This window comes from Curtobacterium sp. B18 (genome assembly GCF_000333375.1).
In the GTDB taxonomy this organism is placed as follows: domain Bacteria; phylum Actinomycetota; class Actinomycetes; order Actinomycetales; family Microbacteriaceae; genus Curtobacterium.
Genome location: NZ_BACZ01000171.1, coordinates 1 through 15,902, shown reverse-complemented (window position 1 = coordinate 15,902; position 15,902 = coordinate 1). Strand labels below are relative to the sequence as shown.

Below are 15,902 nucleotides of genomic sequence, written 5' to 3'. Positions count from 1 at the left end.
GCAGTCGACGAGCATCTGGAGCTGGCCGAGCACGAGAGCGAGGACCGCGCCCCAGATCCCCGGGATGAGCAGCGCCGCGGCGACGCTCCACCCGACCAAGATCATCAGACCGGTCACCTGGTTCGCGCTCACCCGTGTCTTCAGGAGCACCCACGTCAGGTACGGCGAGACGTCCCGCAGGTACAGCGAGGCCGTCCAGTGCTCGGCGTTCGCCCGCGAGCGCACCTCGTCCGGTTGGGCGACGGCGCGGAGTTCGGCGATCGAGGAGGGGCGGGCGTTCCCGCGGCCGGTCGTGTCGTCGGTCAAGAGGTCAGGTCACCGTCCCGTGTGCGTGGTCAGTTCGGACGTCCGGGTCAGGAAGCCGATGATGAAGCCGAGTCCCCACCCGACGTGGATGCACGGCAGCACCACGACGAGCCAGAGGAGCGTCGGGAGCCACGACCGCCGGGCGACCGCGACGGCCCCCAGGACGACGAAGACGAGGTAGACCGCCGGGACGACGAAGCCGAGCAGCGCCCATGCCGCACCGGTGCCGAGCGCGGCGCCGATGATCCCGACGACCCCGGCGACGATGCCGAGTGCCATCGCCGCGACCATGGCCGGCGGGACGAAGTAGCGCAGGCCGTTGTTGGCGGGGAATCGGCGTGCGAGTTCGCCGCGCCACAGCCCGGTGGCGACGAACTGCCGGACCAGGCGCTTCAGGCTGGGCCGCGGGCGGTAGGTGACGACGAGCTCGGGCGTGAACCAGACGGTGCCGCCGGTCTGCCGCAGTCGCCGGTTGAGTTCCCAGTCCTGCCCGCGCTTGATGCCCTCGTCGAACAGCCCGACCTCGAACAGGCGGTCGCGGCGGAACACACCGAGGTACGCGGTCTCGGCCGGACCGGCCCGTCCGCCGACGTGGTGCGGCGTCCCGCCGAGGCCGACGCGGCTGCCGTAGGCGAGCGCGACGGCGCGTTCGAAGGGGGTCCGTCCCTCGGCGCGCATGATGCCGCCGACGTTGTCGGCACCCGATTCCTGCAGCACCCGCACCGCGATGCGCGTGTAGTCCGTGGGGAGGACCGAGTGGGCGTCCACGCGGACGACGACCGGGTGCACCGATGCACGGATCGCCACGTTGAGGCCGGCGGGCGTCGAGCCCGCCGGGTTCTCGATCGCGCGGATCCGGGGATCGGCGGCGCTCATCTCGGCGACGAGTTCGTTCGTGCCGTCGATCGACGGGCCGAGGGCGAGGATGACCTCGAACGGACCGGAGTAGTCCTGCTCCAGCAGACTCTGGACGGCTGCCCGGACCTCGGTGACCTCGTTGAGGACGGGCATCACGTACGAGACGCCCGGCAGGGGCTGTCGCCTGCCGGGGCTTCGTGTCGAGCACGGCGAGCGTGCCGATCGGCGACCCGTCGTGCCGCACGAGCGGGACGCTGACGTAGAACCGGATGCCGAGCGGCCCGGTCACGAGCGGGCTGTGCTGCATCTCGGGGTGGACGGAGCCGTCCGGGATCACGACGGGGACGGGCACGGGCGCGAACCCGTTGCGGAAGTTGATGTGGCGTGCCGCGTCGTCGACGCCGGGCGCGATGTACGACTGCGACCAGGCGCGGTCCTCGTCGAGCACCTCGACGAGCGCGATCGGTGCGTCGAACAGCCGCGCGGCCATCGCCGTGGTGCGACCGAGGGCCTCTTCCGGCAGGCTGTCGAGGGTCGCGGGGCGCGGGGAGTCCGCGGTGGTCGGTGCCGGTCCGGCCGGTGCGGTGTCGACGACGTGGTCGGCTCCGGTGGTCTCGGCGATGACGACGTCGCGGAGCATCGTGACGAGGTCGGCGCCGGCGGGGCGTGCGGCCGGGTCCTGCGCGGTCATCGCCGTCAGCAGGTGCTTCCAGTGGTCCGGGAGCGGTTCGGGGACGACCGGGTCGCGTGAGAGCCGCGCGACGGCGGACTCGACGAGCGACCCCGGGAACTCGCGGCGCCGGGTGAAGCACTGCAGCAGGACGAGGCCGAGCGAGTAGACGTCGCTCGGCGCACCGACCTCGGCGCCGCGGGCCTGCTCGGGGCTGAGGTAGGCGGCGGTGCCGGTGGTGACGCCGTCGGCGGTGAGGCGTTCCACCCCGGCGGCGAGCGCGATGCCGAAGTCCGTCAGCCGGGCGCGGGCACGGTCGGAGTCGTTGCCGTAGTCGACGAGCAGGATGTTCGAGGGCTTGATGTCGCGGTGCACGACGCCGTGGCTGTGGATGTAGTCCAGCGCCTCGGCCATGTCGTAGCCGATCTCGGCGATGTGGCGGGCGGCGAGGGGGCCGACGGCGAGGCGTTCCTCGAGGTCCTGCCCGGTGACGAGGGCCATCACGAGGTAGCGCTGGTGCGTGCCGTCCCGCCCGGTGACGACCCCGGTGTCGAGCAGGCTGACGAGGTTGTGGTGCTCGAGGGCCGCGAGGACGCCGAGCTCGGCCTCCTGGCGGGCGACGTCGACCGTGCCGGCGTGGAACACCTTGACGGCGACGGGGCGGTGCAGGCTCTCGTCGACGCCCCGGTAGACGGTGGACATGCCGCCCTGCCCGATGGCGTGCTCGAGCCGGTAGCGCCCGTCGAGCAGGGGGGCCGCGGACTGGGCGTCCTCGGTCGGACTCATCTGACCCTCGTTCTCGGTTCCGGCAGCCAACGATGCATCCTCCCATCCCGACGCCGTTCGTGGTGCGCTCCGGCGTCTTCCGGCTGGGCGCGCGCGAGCGCGCCGTCGTCAGCGCCGGGTCGTCGTCACCGTGCTCACCCGCAGGTCGTCGAACGTGCTCGTGAACCCGGCCCCGCCGAGCGAGACGAGCCCGATCCGCGGCGTCGCGCCGAGGTCCGCCGTCCACGTCCCGCCGCGCACGAAGTGCCGCCCGTCGACGCTCGTGTACGCGGTGTACCGGTGCTCCCCGGCCACGAAGCGGTGCACGATCCGCAGGGTGGTGGTGTCCCCGACCGGTCCGACGACCATGTTGCCGTAGGTCGGGGCGCCCGCGGGCTGCCCCGACACCTGCTTGCCGAACTCCGTCTGCCGGGTGTCGAAGATCGAGTTGGACGTCAGGCGCAGGTAATCGCTGTCGCTGCCGTACACGACGAGCCCGCCCTGGACGTAGTTCACGCCGTCGCCGGTCGCGGGGGTGTCGACCGCGACGGTGGTCTCGGCCACCCAGTCGCCGCGGGGAGCGGGTTCGGACAGGACCGAGGCGAGCGGCGTCCCGGGCGGGTGGATGTCGGCGTCCTGGGTCTGCCAGCGGAGGGCACCGCCCGAGACGGTCCAGGTCGAGCGGTCGGGTTCGCGCGTCCAGCGGAGGGCCGGTGGCAGGGTCGACCCGTCGAACCCGGTGGACAGCGCACGGATCGTCCGTCCGGGCACGTCGACCGGCGCGGCCGTCGCGCGGTACGTCGGTCGCTCGCCGGGCTGCGCCACCGGTCCGGGTTGCACGCCCTCCGAGGGACCGGCGCCACCGCGGACGACCGGCCAGCCGTGCACCCAGTCGAGCGGGTCGATCAGCACCGGGCGCTTCGTGTACGTGCCCTGCCCCGCGTAGTACGGGTCGTGGCGGTCGACGGCGTGGTAGACGATCCAGTCCTGCCCGGCGAAGTCGGTGACGACCGTGTTGTGCCCGGTACCCACCCAGCGGTTCCCGTTCTGGGCGAGCAGCGGTGTGCCGCCGACCCGGGTGCTCGTGATCGGGACGCCGTCCTGGTCGGTGAACGGGCCGAGCGGGCTGCGCGACCGGGCGACGAACACGCCGTACCCGGTGAGGGCGCCGTTGCAGCAGTTCGTCGCGGAGCCCGTGAAGTACCACCAGCCGTCGTGCCGCATCAGGTACGTGCCCTCGTAGCGGTTGTCGATCGCGATCTGGCGCTCGGTGGACGGGACGGACCGGAGGCCGTCGGCGCTGAGCTGCCGGACGTGCACCCCGCCGAAGTAGCTGCCGAAGTACAGGTACGTGCGGCCGTGGTCGGTGATGACCTCGGGGTCGAACTCCCACCGCTGCCCGGTGCCGTTCGGCGCGGCCTGCGGTGCGACGACGGGCCCGCCGGAGTCCGTCCACGGACCGGTCGGGCCGGGGCTCGTCGCGACGCCGACGGCCGACCCGCCGCCGGTCGGTGCGGTGGCGGTCGGGGTGTCCGACGCCGCGTAGTAGAGGTACCAGGTGCCCGGCCGCCCGTGCGTCCCGGCGCGGTACACCACGTCCGGTGCCCAGATGCCGTTCGCGTCGCCCACCCACGACGGCTTCGACGAGAACGCGTCACCCACGTACCGCCAGTGCGTGAGGTCGGTGGAGCGGTAGGTCGGGACCGTGTGCTGCACGAGTGACCCGTCCGGGTCCTGCTCCGTCGCGGTCAGGGCGTCGGACGTGCAGTAGAGGTACCAGTTCCGGTCCCGTGCGGCGCCGTGCACGACGGTCGGGTCGGCGCAGCTCGCCGCCGTCTGTCCGTCCGGCAGCGCGAGCGTCATCGGGTTCTCGTGCGCGGGCGCGGCCCCGCCTCGGGCGGACGTCGTCACCGCGGCGACGGCGGGCGCACTGCCGGCACCGACCTGGAGGAACGTGGTCGCGAGCCCCGCGACCGTCGCGATCGCGAGGACCGCTCGGAGTGATCGGCGCACGGTGGACCTGCTCTCGTCGTCGAGGAGCGTGCGGACGAGGGCGAGCGTACGCTCGTCGCCACCGGCCGACCAGCCCGAGGAGGCACCGGATGCCCGCACGGTTCGTCTACTGGATCAACGCCTCGGTCGACGGGTTCGTCGAGACCGAGGCCGGGGAGCACGACGGCCCGGACGGACCCGCGTGGGTCCGCATCGACGAGACACTCCACCGCGAGTTCAACCGTCGTGCCCGGGCGATGACGCTGTCCGTCGAGGGGCGCGTGGTCCGCGACCTGATGGACCCGTTCTGGCCCGATGCCCGCACCGATCCGTCCCTGCCGGCGTTCATGCGCGAGTACGGCGAGATCTGGACCGAGCAGCCGAAGGTCCTGGTCTCCCGCACGCGGACGGCGGCGGACCACGACACGCGGGTCATCGGCCGGGACGGCGACGCGATCGAGGAGCTCGCCCGCATCCGTGCCGGCTCCGAGGGCGACGTCGGGGTCGGCGGCCCGAGCGTCGCGACGCAGCTCCTCGACGCGGGGCTCCTCGACGAGCTCATGGTCTTCACGCACCCCGCGGTGCTCGGGCGCGGTCGGCCGCTGTTCGACCCGCCGGCGTCGGGCGTTCGACCGCCGCTCGTCCTCGACCTGCTCGAACAGCAGCGGTGGGACACGGGCGTGACGATGCACCGGTACGACATCCGGCGCTGAGCGGCCGCACCCGGGGCCGGCCCGGCTCAGCCGTCGCCGGGCGTCCCGACGATGACGAGGCGCCAGGCGCTCGGCCGGTCGCTGTCGAACGCGGCGAACCCGACGGAGTCGACGGCCGTGCTCGCGAACTCGGTCAGCCGGATCGGGTGCGGGCTGTCCCGGCAGTCCACGGGATCGACGACGAAGCTCCCCGACCCGCGGCGCGACTCGATGCGGATCGTGCCCTGCATCTGCCCGTTGCCGTAGCACGAGAACTCGAGGTGGTCGACGTCGTGCGACGCGGGGAACTGCAGGCGCACTCCCGGTCCGACGTCGGCCGGGTCCTGGCGCCCGGGCTGGATGTCGGCGGTCAGCACGCCGAGGACGTCCGGATCGGCCTCGGTCGCCGCGTCCTCGGCACTCCGCCACTGCCGGAGCTCCGTCGCGTCGACCGGCGGTGTCGCGGCGCAGCCGGCGACGCCGAGCAGTCCGCCGACCACGAGCAGCCCGGTGGCAGCGGGGACGAGACGTGGGCGGAGACGGGGCACAGAGCGAGCATACGGATTGCGTGCGGGACGCCAGGCGCGGTGCGGGCCCGCACCGCGCCTCCCGTCCGGTGGTGGGACCGTCAGACGTCGCGTCGGCGTGCGACCGCGAGGGCGAGCGCACCCACCGCCACGACCTCGGCGACGAGGACACCGAAGCCGGCCCAGCCGTTCAGCACCACGCCCTCCTGCTGGACGGCGTCCGCGGACGAGTAGGCGAACAGCTGCGCCCCGGCCTGGTCGGGCAGGAACTTCGTGACGTCGAGGAGCCACTGCGCCTGGATGACGTTCGCGATGAGGGACAGCACGACCGGGAGCACCAGCAGGAGCCCGAGGGTGATCGCGATGCCGCCGGCGCTCGACCGGACGAGGAGCCCGATGCCGAACGCGAGCAGCGCGAGGAGCGTCACGTACACCGACGCGCCGAGCAGCGGCATGAACACGGCCGGGTCGGCGAGGTCGGCGTGCACGCCCTTGCCCGCCTGCAGCGCGGCCGACACGATGACGCCGATCCAGATCGACACCGCGCTGACGACGAAGGTCGTGACCGCGAGGACGGCTGCCTTCGCGAGGACCGCGCCGGTGCGGTGCGGGTCGGCGGTGAACGTCGACCGGATCTGGCCGGTGCCGTACTCCCCCGTGATGATGAGCACGCCGAGCACCGCGACGACGAGCGCCGTCAGGCTGACGCTCGCGGTGTTGATCGTGACGAGGGTGCCGTTCTGGCTGTCCTTCGACACCGCACCGCCGACGTCGAGCGCGTTGCCGATGAGGAACGCCATCGCGATCGTCAGGACGACGAGGATCGCGAGGCACCAGACCGTCGAGCGGATGCTGCGGAACTTGATCCACTCGCTCCGCACGAGACGTCCGAACCGGAGTCCGGTGGTGGGCGGCAGGGTCGTGGCGGTCATCGGGCGCCCTCCGATCGGTACTCGACGTCGTCGCGGGTCAGCGCCATGTAGGCCTCTTCGAGGCTCGCGCCGACCGGGGTGAGCTCGTGCAGCGGGACGCCGACCTGGCGGCGATGTTCCCGACCGTGGTGGCGTCCGGGCCGACGACCATGAAGGTGCCGTCCTCGCGCGGGGTCACGGACGCGTTCGGACCGATCGCCTGGAACAGCTGGTCGGGGGCCGGCGTGCGGACGACGACGCGACTGCCACCGGTGCCGCCGCCGGCGACGAACTCCTGGATGGGGGCGTCCGCGAGGACCCGACCGCGGCCGAGGACCACGACGCGGTCGGCGGTCTGCGCCATCTCGCTCATCAGGTGGCTGGAGAGGAAGACGGTGCGACCGTCGGCCGCCATGCGACGGGCCAGCTGCCGCACCCAGAGCACGCCGTCCGGGTCGAGGCCGTTGACCGGCTCGTCGAGGATCAGGGTCTTCGGGTCGCCGAGCAGTGCGGCAGCGATTCCCAGGCGCTGCCCCATGCCGAGCGAGAACCCGCCGACGCGCTTCTTCGCGACGGAGTCGAGGCCGGTCATGTCGATGACCTCGTGCACGCGGGACTTCGGGATGCCGTGCGTCGCGGCGAGCGAGAGCAGGTGGTTGTAGGCGCTCCGGCCCTGGTGGACGGCCTTCGCCTCGAGCAGCGCCCCGACCTGCCGGAGCGGGTCGCGGAAGCTCCGGTACGGCTGCCCGTTCACCGTCGCCGTGCCGGACGTGGGGCGGTCGAGCCCCATGATCATCCGCATCGTGGTGGACTTCCCGGCGCCGTTGGGCCCGAGGAAGCCGGTCACGCTGCCCGGCCGCACGACGAACGAGACGTCGTCGACGGCGGTCTTCGGACCGTACTGTTTGGTGAGGTGCTCGACTTCGATCACGGCGGCAACGCTACGGGGGTCTGGGAGTCGGCCGCGTCCGCCCTGAGGGGGAGATGTGGTCATCCCGTGTGGGGACGGCGGGTCGTCTCGTCCCGCGTCGTTCCGGGTCGGGGCTGCTGGCCGCGTCCGGCCCCGTCATCCCGCGTGGGGGCGGGTGGTCCTTCGGAGGGAGGCGCTCGTGACGACCGTCGCGAAGCTGCCGTCGAGCGCCGCCATGAAGGCGGCGTGGACGCTCGCGCCCGGGATCGTGCCGTCGCCGAACACCAGGTCGGGCGCCGCGCAGGCGTCCGCGACGACGGTCACGGAGAAGCCGAGCTCGTGCGCCGCCCGGGTGGTCGAGTCGATGCACATGCTGCTCATCATCCCGACGACGGTGAGCTCGGTGACGCCGGCGTCGGTCAGGAGCGCCTGCAGGCCGGTGCCCACGAAGCTGTTCGGCTCGTGCTTCTCGACCACCCGCTCGCCGTCGATCGGCGCGACCGACGGGTGGAACTCGAGCCCCGGCGTGCCCGGCCGGAAGAACGTGGCGTCGGGCTCGGTCGCGACGTGGAAGACGTGCACGACGAGGTCGCCGGCCGCGCGGAACCCGTCGAGCACCGTGCGTGCGGCGGTCGCGGCCGCCTCCGGACCGACGACCGGGAACGCCCCGCCCGGGAAGTAGTCCTGCTGGATGTCGACGAGGAGGAGTGCGCGGGTCATCGGTTCAGTATGCGCTCGCGGTCAGGGCGCCCCGTCGATCCGGAGCGGGTCGCCGTGCAGCTCGACGGCGGCGACGTCGGGCACGGGGTCGCTCGCGAGCCGTGCGTGCGTCTCGACGTCGAACCGTTCGGCGCCGTAGCGGAGCTTCTGCCGCTCGATCCCCTCGGCGACGAACCCCGCGCCCGTCGCCACCCGGCACGATGCGGGGTTGTTCACCCGGTGGCCGAGCTCGAGCCGGTGCAACCCGGCGCCGAACGCCCAGCGAGCCACTGCCGCCAGCCCTCGGGTGGCGAGGCCGCGACCGCGGGCGTCGCCGGCCAGCCAGTAGGACGCCCAGGCCGTTCCGTGCCGGGACTCGATCGCCGACAGGCCGACGTTCCCCACCGTGAGGCCGTCCTCGACGATCGCCCAAATGCGGGCGTGCGCACCGGAGGACGGCCAGGACCCGATGTGCCGACGGGCAGCGTCCTCGTCGGTCAGGTCGGCGGGGAGCTGGGTGTCGAGGTCCGGGGTGGACTGTCGCGCGGCGAGGAGCGCCGGCGCGTCGTCGATCGACCACGGACGGAGGAGGACGGCCATGCCCCATCCTCCCGCACCGAGCGTTCTGGGTCGGGACCAATCCGGTGGGGTGAGGGTGCCGAATGAGTTGCATCAGCCCGGGGAACCTCCCCGGGAGGCGCTCACCAGCCGCTCACCGCTGGTTCTCCACCCTGCACCAGGGTGCGTTCGGTGCGCACACAGCACACCGCGCCGAGCGCGACGACAGCAAAGGACAGATCCCATGCGCAAGTCCCTGAAGACCTCCATCACCCTCGCGACCACGGGTGCGCTCGTGCTCGGCGGTGCCGCGTTCGGCATCACCTCCGCGCAGGCCTCGACCCCGTCGGTGCACACCGTGTCCTCGTCGTCGTCGAAGATCCCCGGCCCCGTCGCCTCGGTCCCCGAGGTCCTCGGCGGCAACACCGCCGTGAAGCTCGACTCCGGCTTCACCGACGCCCTCACCGCCCTGAAGCTGACCCCGGGTGTCTCCGGCGACGCCAAGCTCGCCGACGGGTCCGTGTCGTTCCCGATCACCTCCGGGTCGGTCACGTACTGGTCCCCGGACGGCAACTACCGCCCCTACGTGCAGGGCCTGCTCAACCACGACGACTCGGGCCTGACCCTCACCGCCGGTGAGACCACGGTCACGCTGGAGAACTTCGTCGTGAACCCCGGCTCGTCCAAGCTCTACGGCGACGTCCTGGTCAACGGCAAGGTCGCGGTCAACAACGCGTACCTGTTCTCCCTGCACGGTGGCACCCTGAAGCCGCTGCAGCTCGAGGGTGACAACGCGATCCTGACCGGCACCACCGTGCACGTCTCCGGCGACGCCGCGAAGCTGCTCAACAGCACCTTCAAGACCGACGCCGTGAAGTCCGGCCTCCTCGTCGGCGTCGCGACCATCACCGCACAGATCAAGTAACACCCCCCCGCCAGGAACGACCGCAGCACCGCGCCACGAGCGCGGTGCTGCGGTCGTTCTGGCGTCCGGGGGAGGGGACGGTCAAGGAGGCGCAGATCACCTCATCGACGTCGGTGCCACCACCGTCGTGGTCGGTCCGCCTCGGCAGCGGCCCAGTCCGCGGCCGCCTGCGCCTCGGCCGCGAGGCGTTCCTGCCGGCGTTCCCGCCAGCGCCCCACCTCGGTGTCGACGTCACGGAGCGGGGTCACCACCGGCGGCCCACCGAGCAGCTGCCGACGGGCCTCCTTCACGCGGGCGTTGAAGTCCTCGAGCACGGCACGGACGTCGGCCTCGAGGGCGAGGTCGTCGAGCCGTCCGTCCAGCTCGCCGTCCTCCTTGCGCAGCGACAGCGCCGGCGGAGCGATGCCGGTGATCTCCTCGCGCTCGATCTTCGCCTTGATCCACCAGTCGGGATCGTGGCGCCCGTCGTTCCCCGGGAGTGGCTTGCCGTGGTACGGGTTGCCCTCGAAGGCGCCCCGCCGCTCGGCCTGTTCGATCTGGGCGCGGGCGTGCGCGGCGACGTCGGCGGCCTTCAGGAGCCGACGTTCCTCGCGGACCTCGTCGGGGTCGAGGGAGCCGCGTTCGATCTCGCTGTCCACGAGCTGCTGGTACCGGTAGCGGGCGGCTCGTCGCAGCCGGTCCATGCGTGCATCGACGTCGTTCATGACCCCTCCATGATCACTCCCCGGAGCGCTCCTCGCCAGCGACCTCCTCGATCGTGAGCGCCGCCTGGATGAGCGCGAGGTGCGACAGCCCCTGCGGGATGTTGCCCATGAAGGCGCCGTCCTCGCTGATCATCTCGCTGAACATGCCGACGTCGTTCGCCTGCTCGACCATCTCGTCCATGAGCGCACGGGCGTCGTCGACCCGTCCGACACAGGCCATCGCGGCGGCGAGCCAGAACGAGCACGCCACGAACGGCGACTCCTCGGACTCCATGCCCGAGTACCGGTACACGAGCGGGCCGTGCTGCAGCTGCTCCTCGATCGCGCGGATCGTCGACTCCATGCGGGGGCCGCGGTCGAACGCGCTCATCGCGTGCAGCAGGATCGACGTGTCGAGCTCGTCGGACCCCGGGTACATCACGTAGTACCCGCGCTCCTCGTCCCACCCGTGCTCGGCGACCCACTGCTCGATGAGCTCGCGGTTCTCCACCCACTTGTCGCGGGGACCGTCGATCATGCCCGCGTCGTGCAGCTCCGCCGCGGCGTCGAGCGCCTGCCAGCAGCCGATCTTGCTCGAGACGTAGTGCTGCGTGTCCTGCAGCTCCCACATGCCCGAGTCCGGCTCCTCCCAGCGGTGGCACGCGTCGTCGGCGAGTCCCTGCAGGACGGCGGCGGTCTTCCGGTCGAGGACGTTGCCCGCGCGGACGTACTGGCGGAGGATCTCGAAGACGTCGCCCCACACCCCGAGCTGCAGCTGGTCCCCGGCACGGTTCCCGATGGTCACGGGGCCGATGCCGTTCCAGCCCGGCACGTCACGCTCCTCGACGCCGTCGCTCTTCGAGCCGTCCAGACCGTAGAAGATCGGCATGTCCGAGTCGTGCTCGGCGATGGTCCGCATCACCCACGAGACGGCGGCGTGGGTCTCCTCGCGCAGCCCGAAACGGGTCAGCGCGTGCACCGTGTAGGACAGGTCGCGGACCCACGCGAAGCGGTAGTCCCAGTTCTTGCCGCCCGTGCGGTCCTCCGGCAGGCTCGTCGTCGGCGCTGCCGCGATCGCACCGGTCGGCGAGTAGATGAGCAGCTTCAGTGCGAGGGCGCTCCGTTGCACGTGTTCGGCCCACGGTCCGTCGTAGTCGAACTCCCGCGACCAGGTGGCCCAGTTCTCGATCGTCCGGTCCATCGCGTCGAGGGCGCTCTCCGGGCGTGGCATGAAGATCGGTTCGTCGTGCGTGCCGACGATGGTCAGGATGTGCTTCGAGCCCTCGGTCGCCGAGAACCGTCCGGAGAACCGCGGTCCGTCGTCGTGCCCGGGGTCGAACCCGTGCTCGACGATCGCGATCGTGATGCCGTCGATGCCGATGACGGCACCGTTGGCGGTGTCGAGTCGCTTCGGCTCAGCCGTGTTCAACAGGGTGCCCGGCACGACGGCCCACTCGAGCTCGACGCTGCCGGCGACGCCCTGCACGCACCGCGCGACCTCGGCCCACGGCAGCCGTCCGGCGACCCCGGTCACCATCGCGTCCGTGACGGTCACGGTGCCCGTCGACGTCGTCCAGGTGGTCACGAGCACGTTCGTGCCGGGCAGGTACTCCCTGGAGACCCGGGCGTCCTGGTCGACCGGGCGGAGCGCGACGTACCCGCCGTGCTCGGCGTCGAGGATGCTCGCGAAGACCGGCGGTGAGTCCATCGACGGGATGGGCAGCCAGTCGATGCGCCCGTCACGCGCGACGAGCGCCACGGTCCGACCGTCGCCGATCGCCCCGTAGGAGCGGAGCGGCGCGTACCCGTCGGTGCGCTCCTCGTCGTGGATCACGTCAGGGGTGTCTCCGGTGCGCTCGGTCATGCTCCCAGACTGCCCGTGCCCCGTGCCGGGCCATCAGGCGGACGTACCCCGCGGCGTCGGACCGGTCAGCGCACGCTGCCGCTCGTCGCGGCGAGCAGGTGGTCGAGGAGTGTCCGCCGCCACGGCACCGACGACCAGCCGTGGTCGGCGCCCTCCACCGCGGTGAACACCGCCCCGGGGAGCACCTCGCCGTACCGCTGCCCGTACCGGACGGGGACGATCTGGTCCGCGGTGCCGTGCAGGACCTCGGCGGGGCCGGTGTACCGGTCGATCGTGTCGTACACGTCGAGGCCTGCCCGCACCTCGTCGATGAACGCGGTGCCGAGGGCCATGCCGCCGAAGTCGAACCACCCCTGCTCCCGCGCCGCAGCGAGCGGCTGCCCCTGGATCTCGTCGTGCCGCGCGATGTCGTCGACGACCACACCGGCCGGCGACCACAGGGTGAGCGTCGCGACCAGGTCGGGCACCCGCGCGGCCGCCATGGCGGACTCCACCGCGCCGAGGCTGTGGGCCACGACGTGGACGGGCGCGTCGGCGTCGGCGGCGAGGCTTCGGATCATCCGGGCGACCTGTTCGACCTCGTCGCCGATGGTGATGTCGGCGAAGTCGCCGTCGCTCGTGCCGTGTCCGAGGCGGCTGTAGGAGCGCGCGGCGGTGCCGTGCTCGGCCAGCGCGCGGGCGGTCTGGACGAACAGCTGCTGCCCGCCGGTGTCGGTGCTGCCGAAGCCGTGCACGAGCAGAGCGGCTCGGTGCCCGGGCGCGACGTCGCCGAGCTGCCACCCGCGGAGCGTCCGACCGCCGTGGTCGAGCGAGATCGTCGTCGTCGTCGCCATCAGTTGCTCCGGTCCGCGAATCCAGCGGGCAGGTCGCCCGGGGCGGTGTCGACGATGGTCTCGTCGTCCTCGCCGACGTGCTCGAACAGCGTGATGTGGGCGAACTCGGGCACGACGTAGATCGGGTAGGTGGGGCCCTGGTCGCGGTACTCGCGCATGCGGTCGAGGTGGTCGTTCTGGAACAGCACGGTCTTGCTGCCGTCCTCCTCCACCCAGCGCGGGAAGAAGATCGTGCCGTGCAGGACCCGCTCGCCGGGCACGACCGTCACGACGACGCTGGTACCGGTCGGTTCGTTCCACGACACCTTGTAGACGCCGGCGGTGAGGGCGACCAGGTCGACCTGCTGGTCCTTCACCCAGCGGCCGCCCACCATGCCGGAGTGGATGCGGTAGTCGATCGTGGTGGCGTTCTTCACGTACATCTCGTACTGCCACCCGTTGGCGTAGGTGTAGATGAAGCGGTGGCCGACGATGCCGGAGAGGTCCTGCTCGGGGACGGGGTGCTCGACGCTGGTGGTGATGTCCATGCCTTCGAGTTTGCTCCCGGATTGCGTTTGTTGCAAGCGTACTTCCGGTGACTACCCTGGGAACGTGGACGAGCGAGCGGACGGATCCGACCTGCCCCGGGTGGCCCGGCGACTGAGTGCCGAGATCGGACCGTTCCGACGTGTCCTGCTGACCACCGCGCGGTCGTCGGTGGACCTCCCCGACATCCCGGACGCGCAGATCGAGGTGCTCCGACGGCTCGACGAGGACGGGTGGTCGAGCCCGACGGCGATCGGCCGTGCACTCGGCCTCGCACGCTCCACCGTGAGCAACCTCGTCCAGGCGATGGAGCGCGACGGGCTGGTCGAACGGCGGCTCGCGCGCGGTGACGGGCGGAGCACCGAGGTCGGCTTGACGACCCTGGCCCGGGAACGGCTGGCGGTCTACGACGCCTCGGCCGAACGGGTGCTCGTCCGGGCGATGTCCGCGCTGTCGGAGGACGACCGGCGGGCGCTCGCACGTGCGGTGCCGGCGCTCGCGCGATTGCGCGAGCAGCTCGACGGCGACTGAGACCAGCGCCCGAGTCGGGCGACCGAGCCCGGTGACCGAGCCCAGCCGCCGAGCCGAGCGACCGAGCCCGGCGACCGAGCCCAGCCGCCGAGCCGAGCGACCGAGCCGGGCGACCGGGCAGTCGACCGGCGACCGCGCCGTACGACACGCCCGGGATGACTTGTGCATCCCGGGCGTGTCGTACTACGGTCGTGCTCCTGCCCACCGGCAGGACCGCCCGTCCCGGGCACCAGTGGAAGGACCGCGCGTGCGCGCCGAACAGCACCCCGAACAGTGGGTCGAGCTCCAGCTCGACGCACTCGTCGTGCTGCTCGATCAGCGCAACGAGCAGCAGTCCGACCGCTACCCCGCGTAGGCACGCGACGTCACCCGACGCCCCGTGCCCACCCGGCCCGGGGCGTCCTCAGAACGCGCTGCCCTCCGGACGCCACGGCTCGTGGTGCAGGACGGCAGCAGGACCTCGCCTCGGACCGTCACCGAAGACCGTCACAGAAGGCGGTCGCCGACCGTCACGAAAGCGAGACGAACCATGCAGAAGATCACCGACCGATTGCTCAGCTGGGCCTCACTGCTCGAGGAGAACACCGAGCAGCAGGCCCGCACGACGGCACGGATGCCGTTCGTGTTCCCGCACCTGGCCCTCATGCCGGACGCCCACCTCGGGCTCGGCGCCACCGTCGGGTCGGTCATCCCGACCCTCGGCGCCGTCATGCCCGCGGCCGTCGGCGTGGACATCGGCTGCGGCATGATCGCGGTCCGGACGCAGTTCACCGCGGGTGACCTGCCCGACGACCTGCGGGTCCTCCGCGAGCAGATCGAGCGCGCGATCCCGCTGTCGGCGGGTGCGTCGAACCGGAAGGTCGTCGCGACCGCCGCGCCGCGGATCGCCGAGCTCGAGGCGATGGCCGAGGCCGCCGGCTTCGACCCCGCCGGGGCGCACGGCGGCTGGCGGAACCAGCTCGGCACGCTCGGGTCCGGCAACCACTTCATCGAGGTCTCCCTCGACGAGGCGGACCGCGTCTGGCTCTTCCTGCACTCCGGGTCCCGGGGCGTCGGCAACAAGATCGCCCAGCGGCACATCAGGATCGCCAAGCAGGCGATGCAGCGCTGGTGGATCGAGCTGCCGGACCCCGACCTCGCGTACCTCGTCGAGGGCACCCCGGAGTTCGACCGCTACATCGCCGAGCTGCGGTGGGCGCAGCACTTCGCGCTCCTCAACCGCGAGGAGATGATGGACCGCGTCGTCCGGCAGCTGTCCGAGGTGCTCGGGACCCCGGTCGACGAGCAGGAGCGGATCAACTGCCACCACAACTTCACGCAGCGCGAGACGCACTGGGGGAAGAGCGTGTGGGTGTCCCGCAAGGGCGCGATCCAGGCGAAGGCGGGACAGCCGGGGCTCATCCCGGGGTCGATGGGCACGGCGTCGTACGTGGTCGAGGGCCTCGGCAACAAGCCGTCGCTGGAGTCGTCGCCGCACGGTGCGGGCCGGCTGTTCTCGCGGAGCGCGGCACGGCGGACGTTCACGCACGACCAGCTGCGCGAGGCGATGGTCGGCATCGAGTACCGCGACACCGACGCCTTCCTCGACGAGATCCCGGCCGCGTACAAGCCGATCGACCAGGTGATGGCGGACGCGTCGGAGCTCGGTCGATC

Annotated in this window: 15 protein-coding genes and 2 pseudogenes; 4 read left to right on the top strand and 13 right to left on the bottom strand. The window is 72.0% G+C overall.

What is annotated here, in order from left to right; genetic code table 11:
* The 4 genes and pseudogenes from I5E_RS04655 to I5E_RS04640 all read right to left on the bottom strand — a co-directional run.
* Positions 1–306: pseudogene (locus I5E_RS04655) on the bottom strand (CDP-alcohol phosphatidyltransferase family protein); the annotation flags it as partial.
* Between the two features lie 9 nt (positions 307–315).
* Positions 316–1,338: a glycosyltransferase family 2 protein gene (locus I5E_RS25210; RefSeq protein WP_031261556.1), complete on the bottom strand. Its 1,023-nt coding sequence runs from the start codon at positions 1,336–1,338 to the stop codon at positions 316–318.
* Positions 1,339–1,414: 76 nt separating this feature from the next.
* Positions 1,415–2,536 (bottom strand): annotated as a pseudogene (locus I5E_RS26885) (serine/threonine-protein kinase); the annotation flags it as partial.
* Between the two features lie 192 nt (positions 2,537–2,728).
* Positions 2,729–4,711 carry a family 43 glycosylhydrolase gene (locus I5E_RS04640; protein ID WP_022905961.1) on the bottom strand — a complete coding sequence of 661 codons (1,983 nt, stop codon included), beginning with the start codon at positions 4,709–4,711 and terminating at the stop codon, positions 2,729–2,731.
* Here I5E_RS04640 and I5E_RS04635 point away from each other — a divergent pair.
* Positions 4,702–5,304: a dihydrofolate reductase family protein gene (locus I5E_RS04635; protein WP_022905960.1), complete on the top strand. Its 603-nt coding sequence runs from the start codon at positions 4,702–4,704 to the stop codon at positions 5,302–5,304. The two genes, I5E_RS04640 and I5E_RS04635, sit on opposite strands and share 10 nt — an antisense overlap.
* A 26-nt stretch (positions 5,305–5,330) precedes the next feature.
* Here I5E_RS04635 and I5E_RS04630 read toward each other — a convergent pair whose 3' ends face one another.
* From I5E_RS04630 to I5E_RS04610, 5 genes are all read right to left on the bottom strand, one after another.
* Complete coding sequence (locus tag I5E_RS04630; protein WP_148286859.1) at positions 5,331–5,831, bottom strand: hypothetical protein; 501 nt, start codon at positions 5,829–5,831, stop codon at positions 5,331–5,333.
* Positions 5,832–5,911: 80 nt separating this feature from the next.
* Positions 5,912–6,742 carry an ABC transporter permease gene (locus tag I5E_RS04625; RefSeq protein WP_022905958.1) on the bottom strand — a complete coding sequence of 277 codons (831 nt, stop codon included), beginning with the start codon at positions 6,740–6,742 and terminating at the stop codon, positions 5,912–5,914.
* A gap of 37 nt (positions 6,743–6,779) precedes the next feature.
* Positions 6,780–7,652, bottom strand: coding sequence for an ABC transporter ATP-binding protein (locus I5E_RS21170; protein ID WP_441294321.1), 873 nt, complete (start codon positions 7,650–7,652; stop codon positions 6,780–6,782).
* A 135-nt stretch (positions 7,653–7,787) separates the two neighbouring features.
* Positions 7,788–8,351, bottom strand: a complete 564-nt coding sequence (locus I5E_RS04615) for a cysteine hydrolase family protein (protein ID WP_022905957.1) — start codon at positions 8,349–8,351, stop codon at positions 7,788–7,790.
* A 21-nt stretch (positions 8,352–8,372) separates the two neighbouring features.
* Positions 8,373–8,930, bottom strand: a complete 558-nt coding sequence (locus I5E_RS04610) for a GNAT family N-acetyltransferase (RefSeq protein WP_022905956.1) — start codon at positions 8,928–8,930, stop codon at positions 8,373–8,375.
* A 202-nt stretch (positions 8,931–9,132) separates the two neighbouring features.
* Here I5E_RS04610 and I5E_RS04605 point away from each other — a divergent pair, with 202 nt between their 5' ends.
* Positions 9,133–9,813: a hypothetical protein gene (locus tag I5E_RS04605; RefSeq protein ID WP_022905955.1), complete on the top strand. Its 681-nt coding sequence runs from the start codon at positions 9,133–9,135 to the stop codon at positions 9,811–9,813.
* 101 nt (positions 9,814–9,914) lie between these two features.
* Here I5E_RS04605 and I5E_RS04600 read toward each other — a convergent pair whose 3' ends face one another.
* From I5E_RS04600 to I5E_RS04585, 4 genes are all read right to left on the bottom strand, one after another.
* Positions 9,915–10,517 (bottom strand): J-domain-containing protein, encoded by a 603-nt coding sequence (locus I5E_RS04600; protein WP_022905954.1) that lies wholly within the window; start codon positions 10,515–10,517, stop codon positions 9,915–9,917.
* Between the two features lie 13 nt (positions 10,518–10,530).
* Positions 10,531–12,360, bottom strand: coding sequence for a glycoside hydrolase family 15 protein (locus tag I5E_RS04595; protein WP_042723588.1), 1,830 nt, complete (start codon positions 12,358–12,360; stop codon positions 10,531–10,533).
* Between the two features lie 65 nt (positions 12,361–12,425).
* Positions 12,426–13,193, bottom strand: coding sequence for an alpha/beta hydrolase (locus I5E_RS04590; RefSeq protein WP_022905952.1), 768 nt, complete (start codon positions 13,191–13,193; stop codon positions 12,426–12,428).
* Positions 13,193–13,720 (bottom strand): phenolic acid decarboxylase, encoded by a 528-nt coding sequence (locus I5E_RS04585; protein ID WP_022905951.1) that lies wholly within the window; start codon positions 13,718–13,720, stop codon positions 13,193–13,195. The genes I5E_RS04590 and I5E_RS04585 overlap by 1 nt, the downstream gene beginning before the upstream one ends.
* A gap of 64 nt (positions 13,721–13,784) precedes the next feature.
* Between I5E_RS04585 and I5E_RS04580 the strand changes: the two genes are divergently transcribed.
* On the top strand, positions 13,785–14,249 hold the full coding sequence (locus I5E_RS04580) for a MarR family winged helix-turn-helix transcriptional regulator (protein WP_022905950.1): 465 nt from the start codon (positions 13,785–13,787) through the stop codon (positions 14,247–14,249).
* Positions 14,250–14,778: 529 nt separating this feature from the next.
* The coding region (locus tag I5E_RS04570) for an RtcB family protein (protein WP_022905948.1) at positions 14,779–15,902 on the top strand (1,124 nt) is incomplete at its 3' end.

Coding starts and splice junctions, on each gene's coding strand:
- I5E_RS04635 (WP_022905960.1), top strand. CDS start 4,702: ATGCCCGCACGGTTCGTCTACTGGATCAACGCCTCGGTCGACGGGTTC.
- I5E_RS04625 (WP_022905958.1), bottom strand. CDS start 6,742: ATGACCGCCACGACCCTGCCGCCCACCACCGGACTCCGGTTCGGACGT.
- I5E_RS04615 (WP_022905957.1), bottom strand. CDS start 8,351: ATGACCCGCGCACTCCTCCTCGTCGACATCCAGCAGGACTACTTCCCG.
- I5E_RS04610 (WP_022905956.1), bottom strand. CDS start 8,930: ATGGCCGTCCTCCTCCGTCCGTGGTCGATCGACGACGCGCCGGCGCTC.
- I5E_RS04605 (WP_022905955.1), top strand. CDS start 9,133: ATGCGCAAGTCCCTGAAGACCTCCATCACCCTCGCGACCACGGGTGCG.
- I5E_RS04600 (WP_022905954.1), bottom strand. CDS start 10,517: ATGAACGACGTCGATGCACGCATGGACCGGCTGCGACGAGCCGCCCGC.
- I5E_RS04595 (WP_042723588.1), bottom strand. CDS start 12,360: ATGACCGAGCGCACCGGAGACACCCCTGACGTGATCCACGACGAGGAG.
- I5E_RS04590 (WP_022905952.1), bottom strand. CDS start 13,193: ATGGCGACGACGACGACGATCTCGCTCGACCACGGCGGTCGGACGCTC.
- I5E_RS04585 (WP_022905951.1), bottom strand. CDS start 13,720: ATGGACATCACCACCAGCGTCGAGCACCCCGTCCCCGAGCAGGACCTC.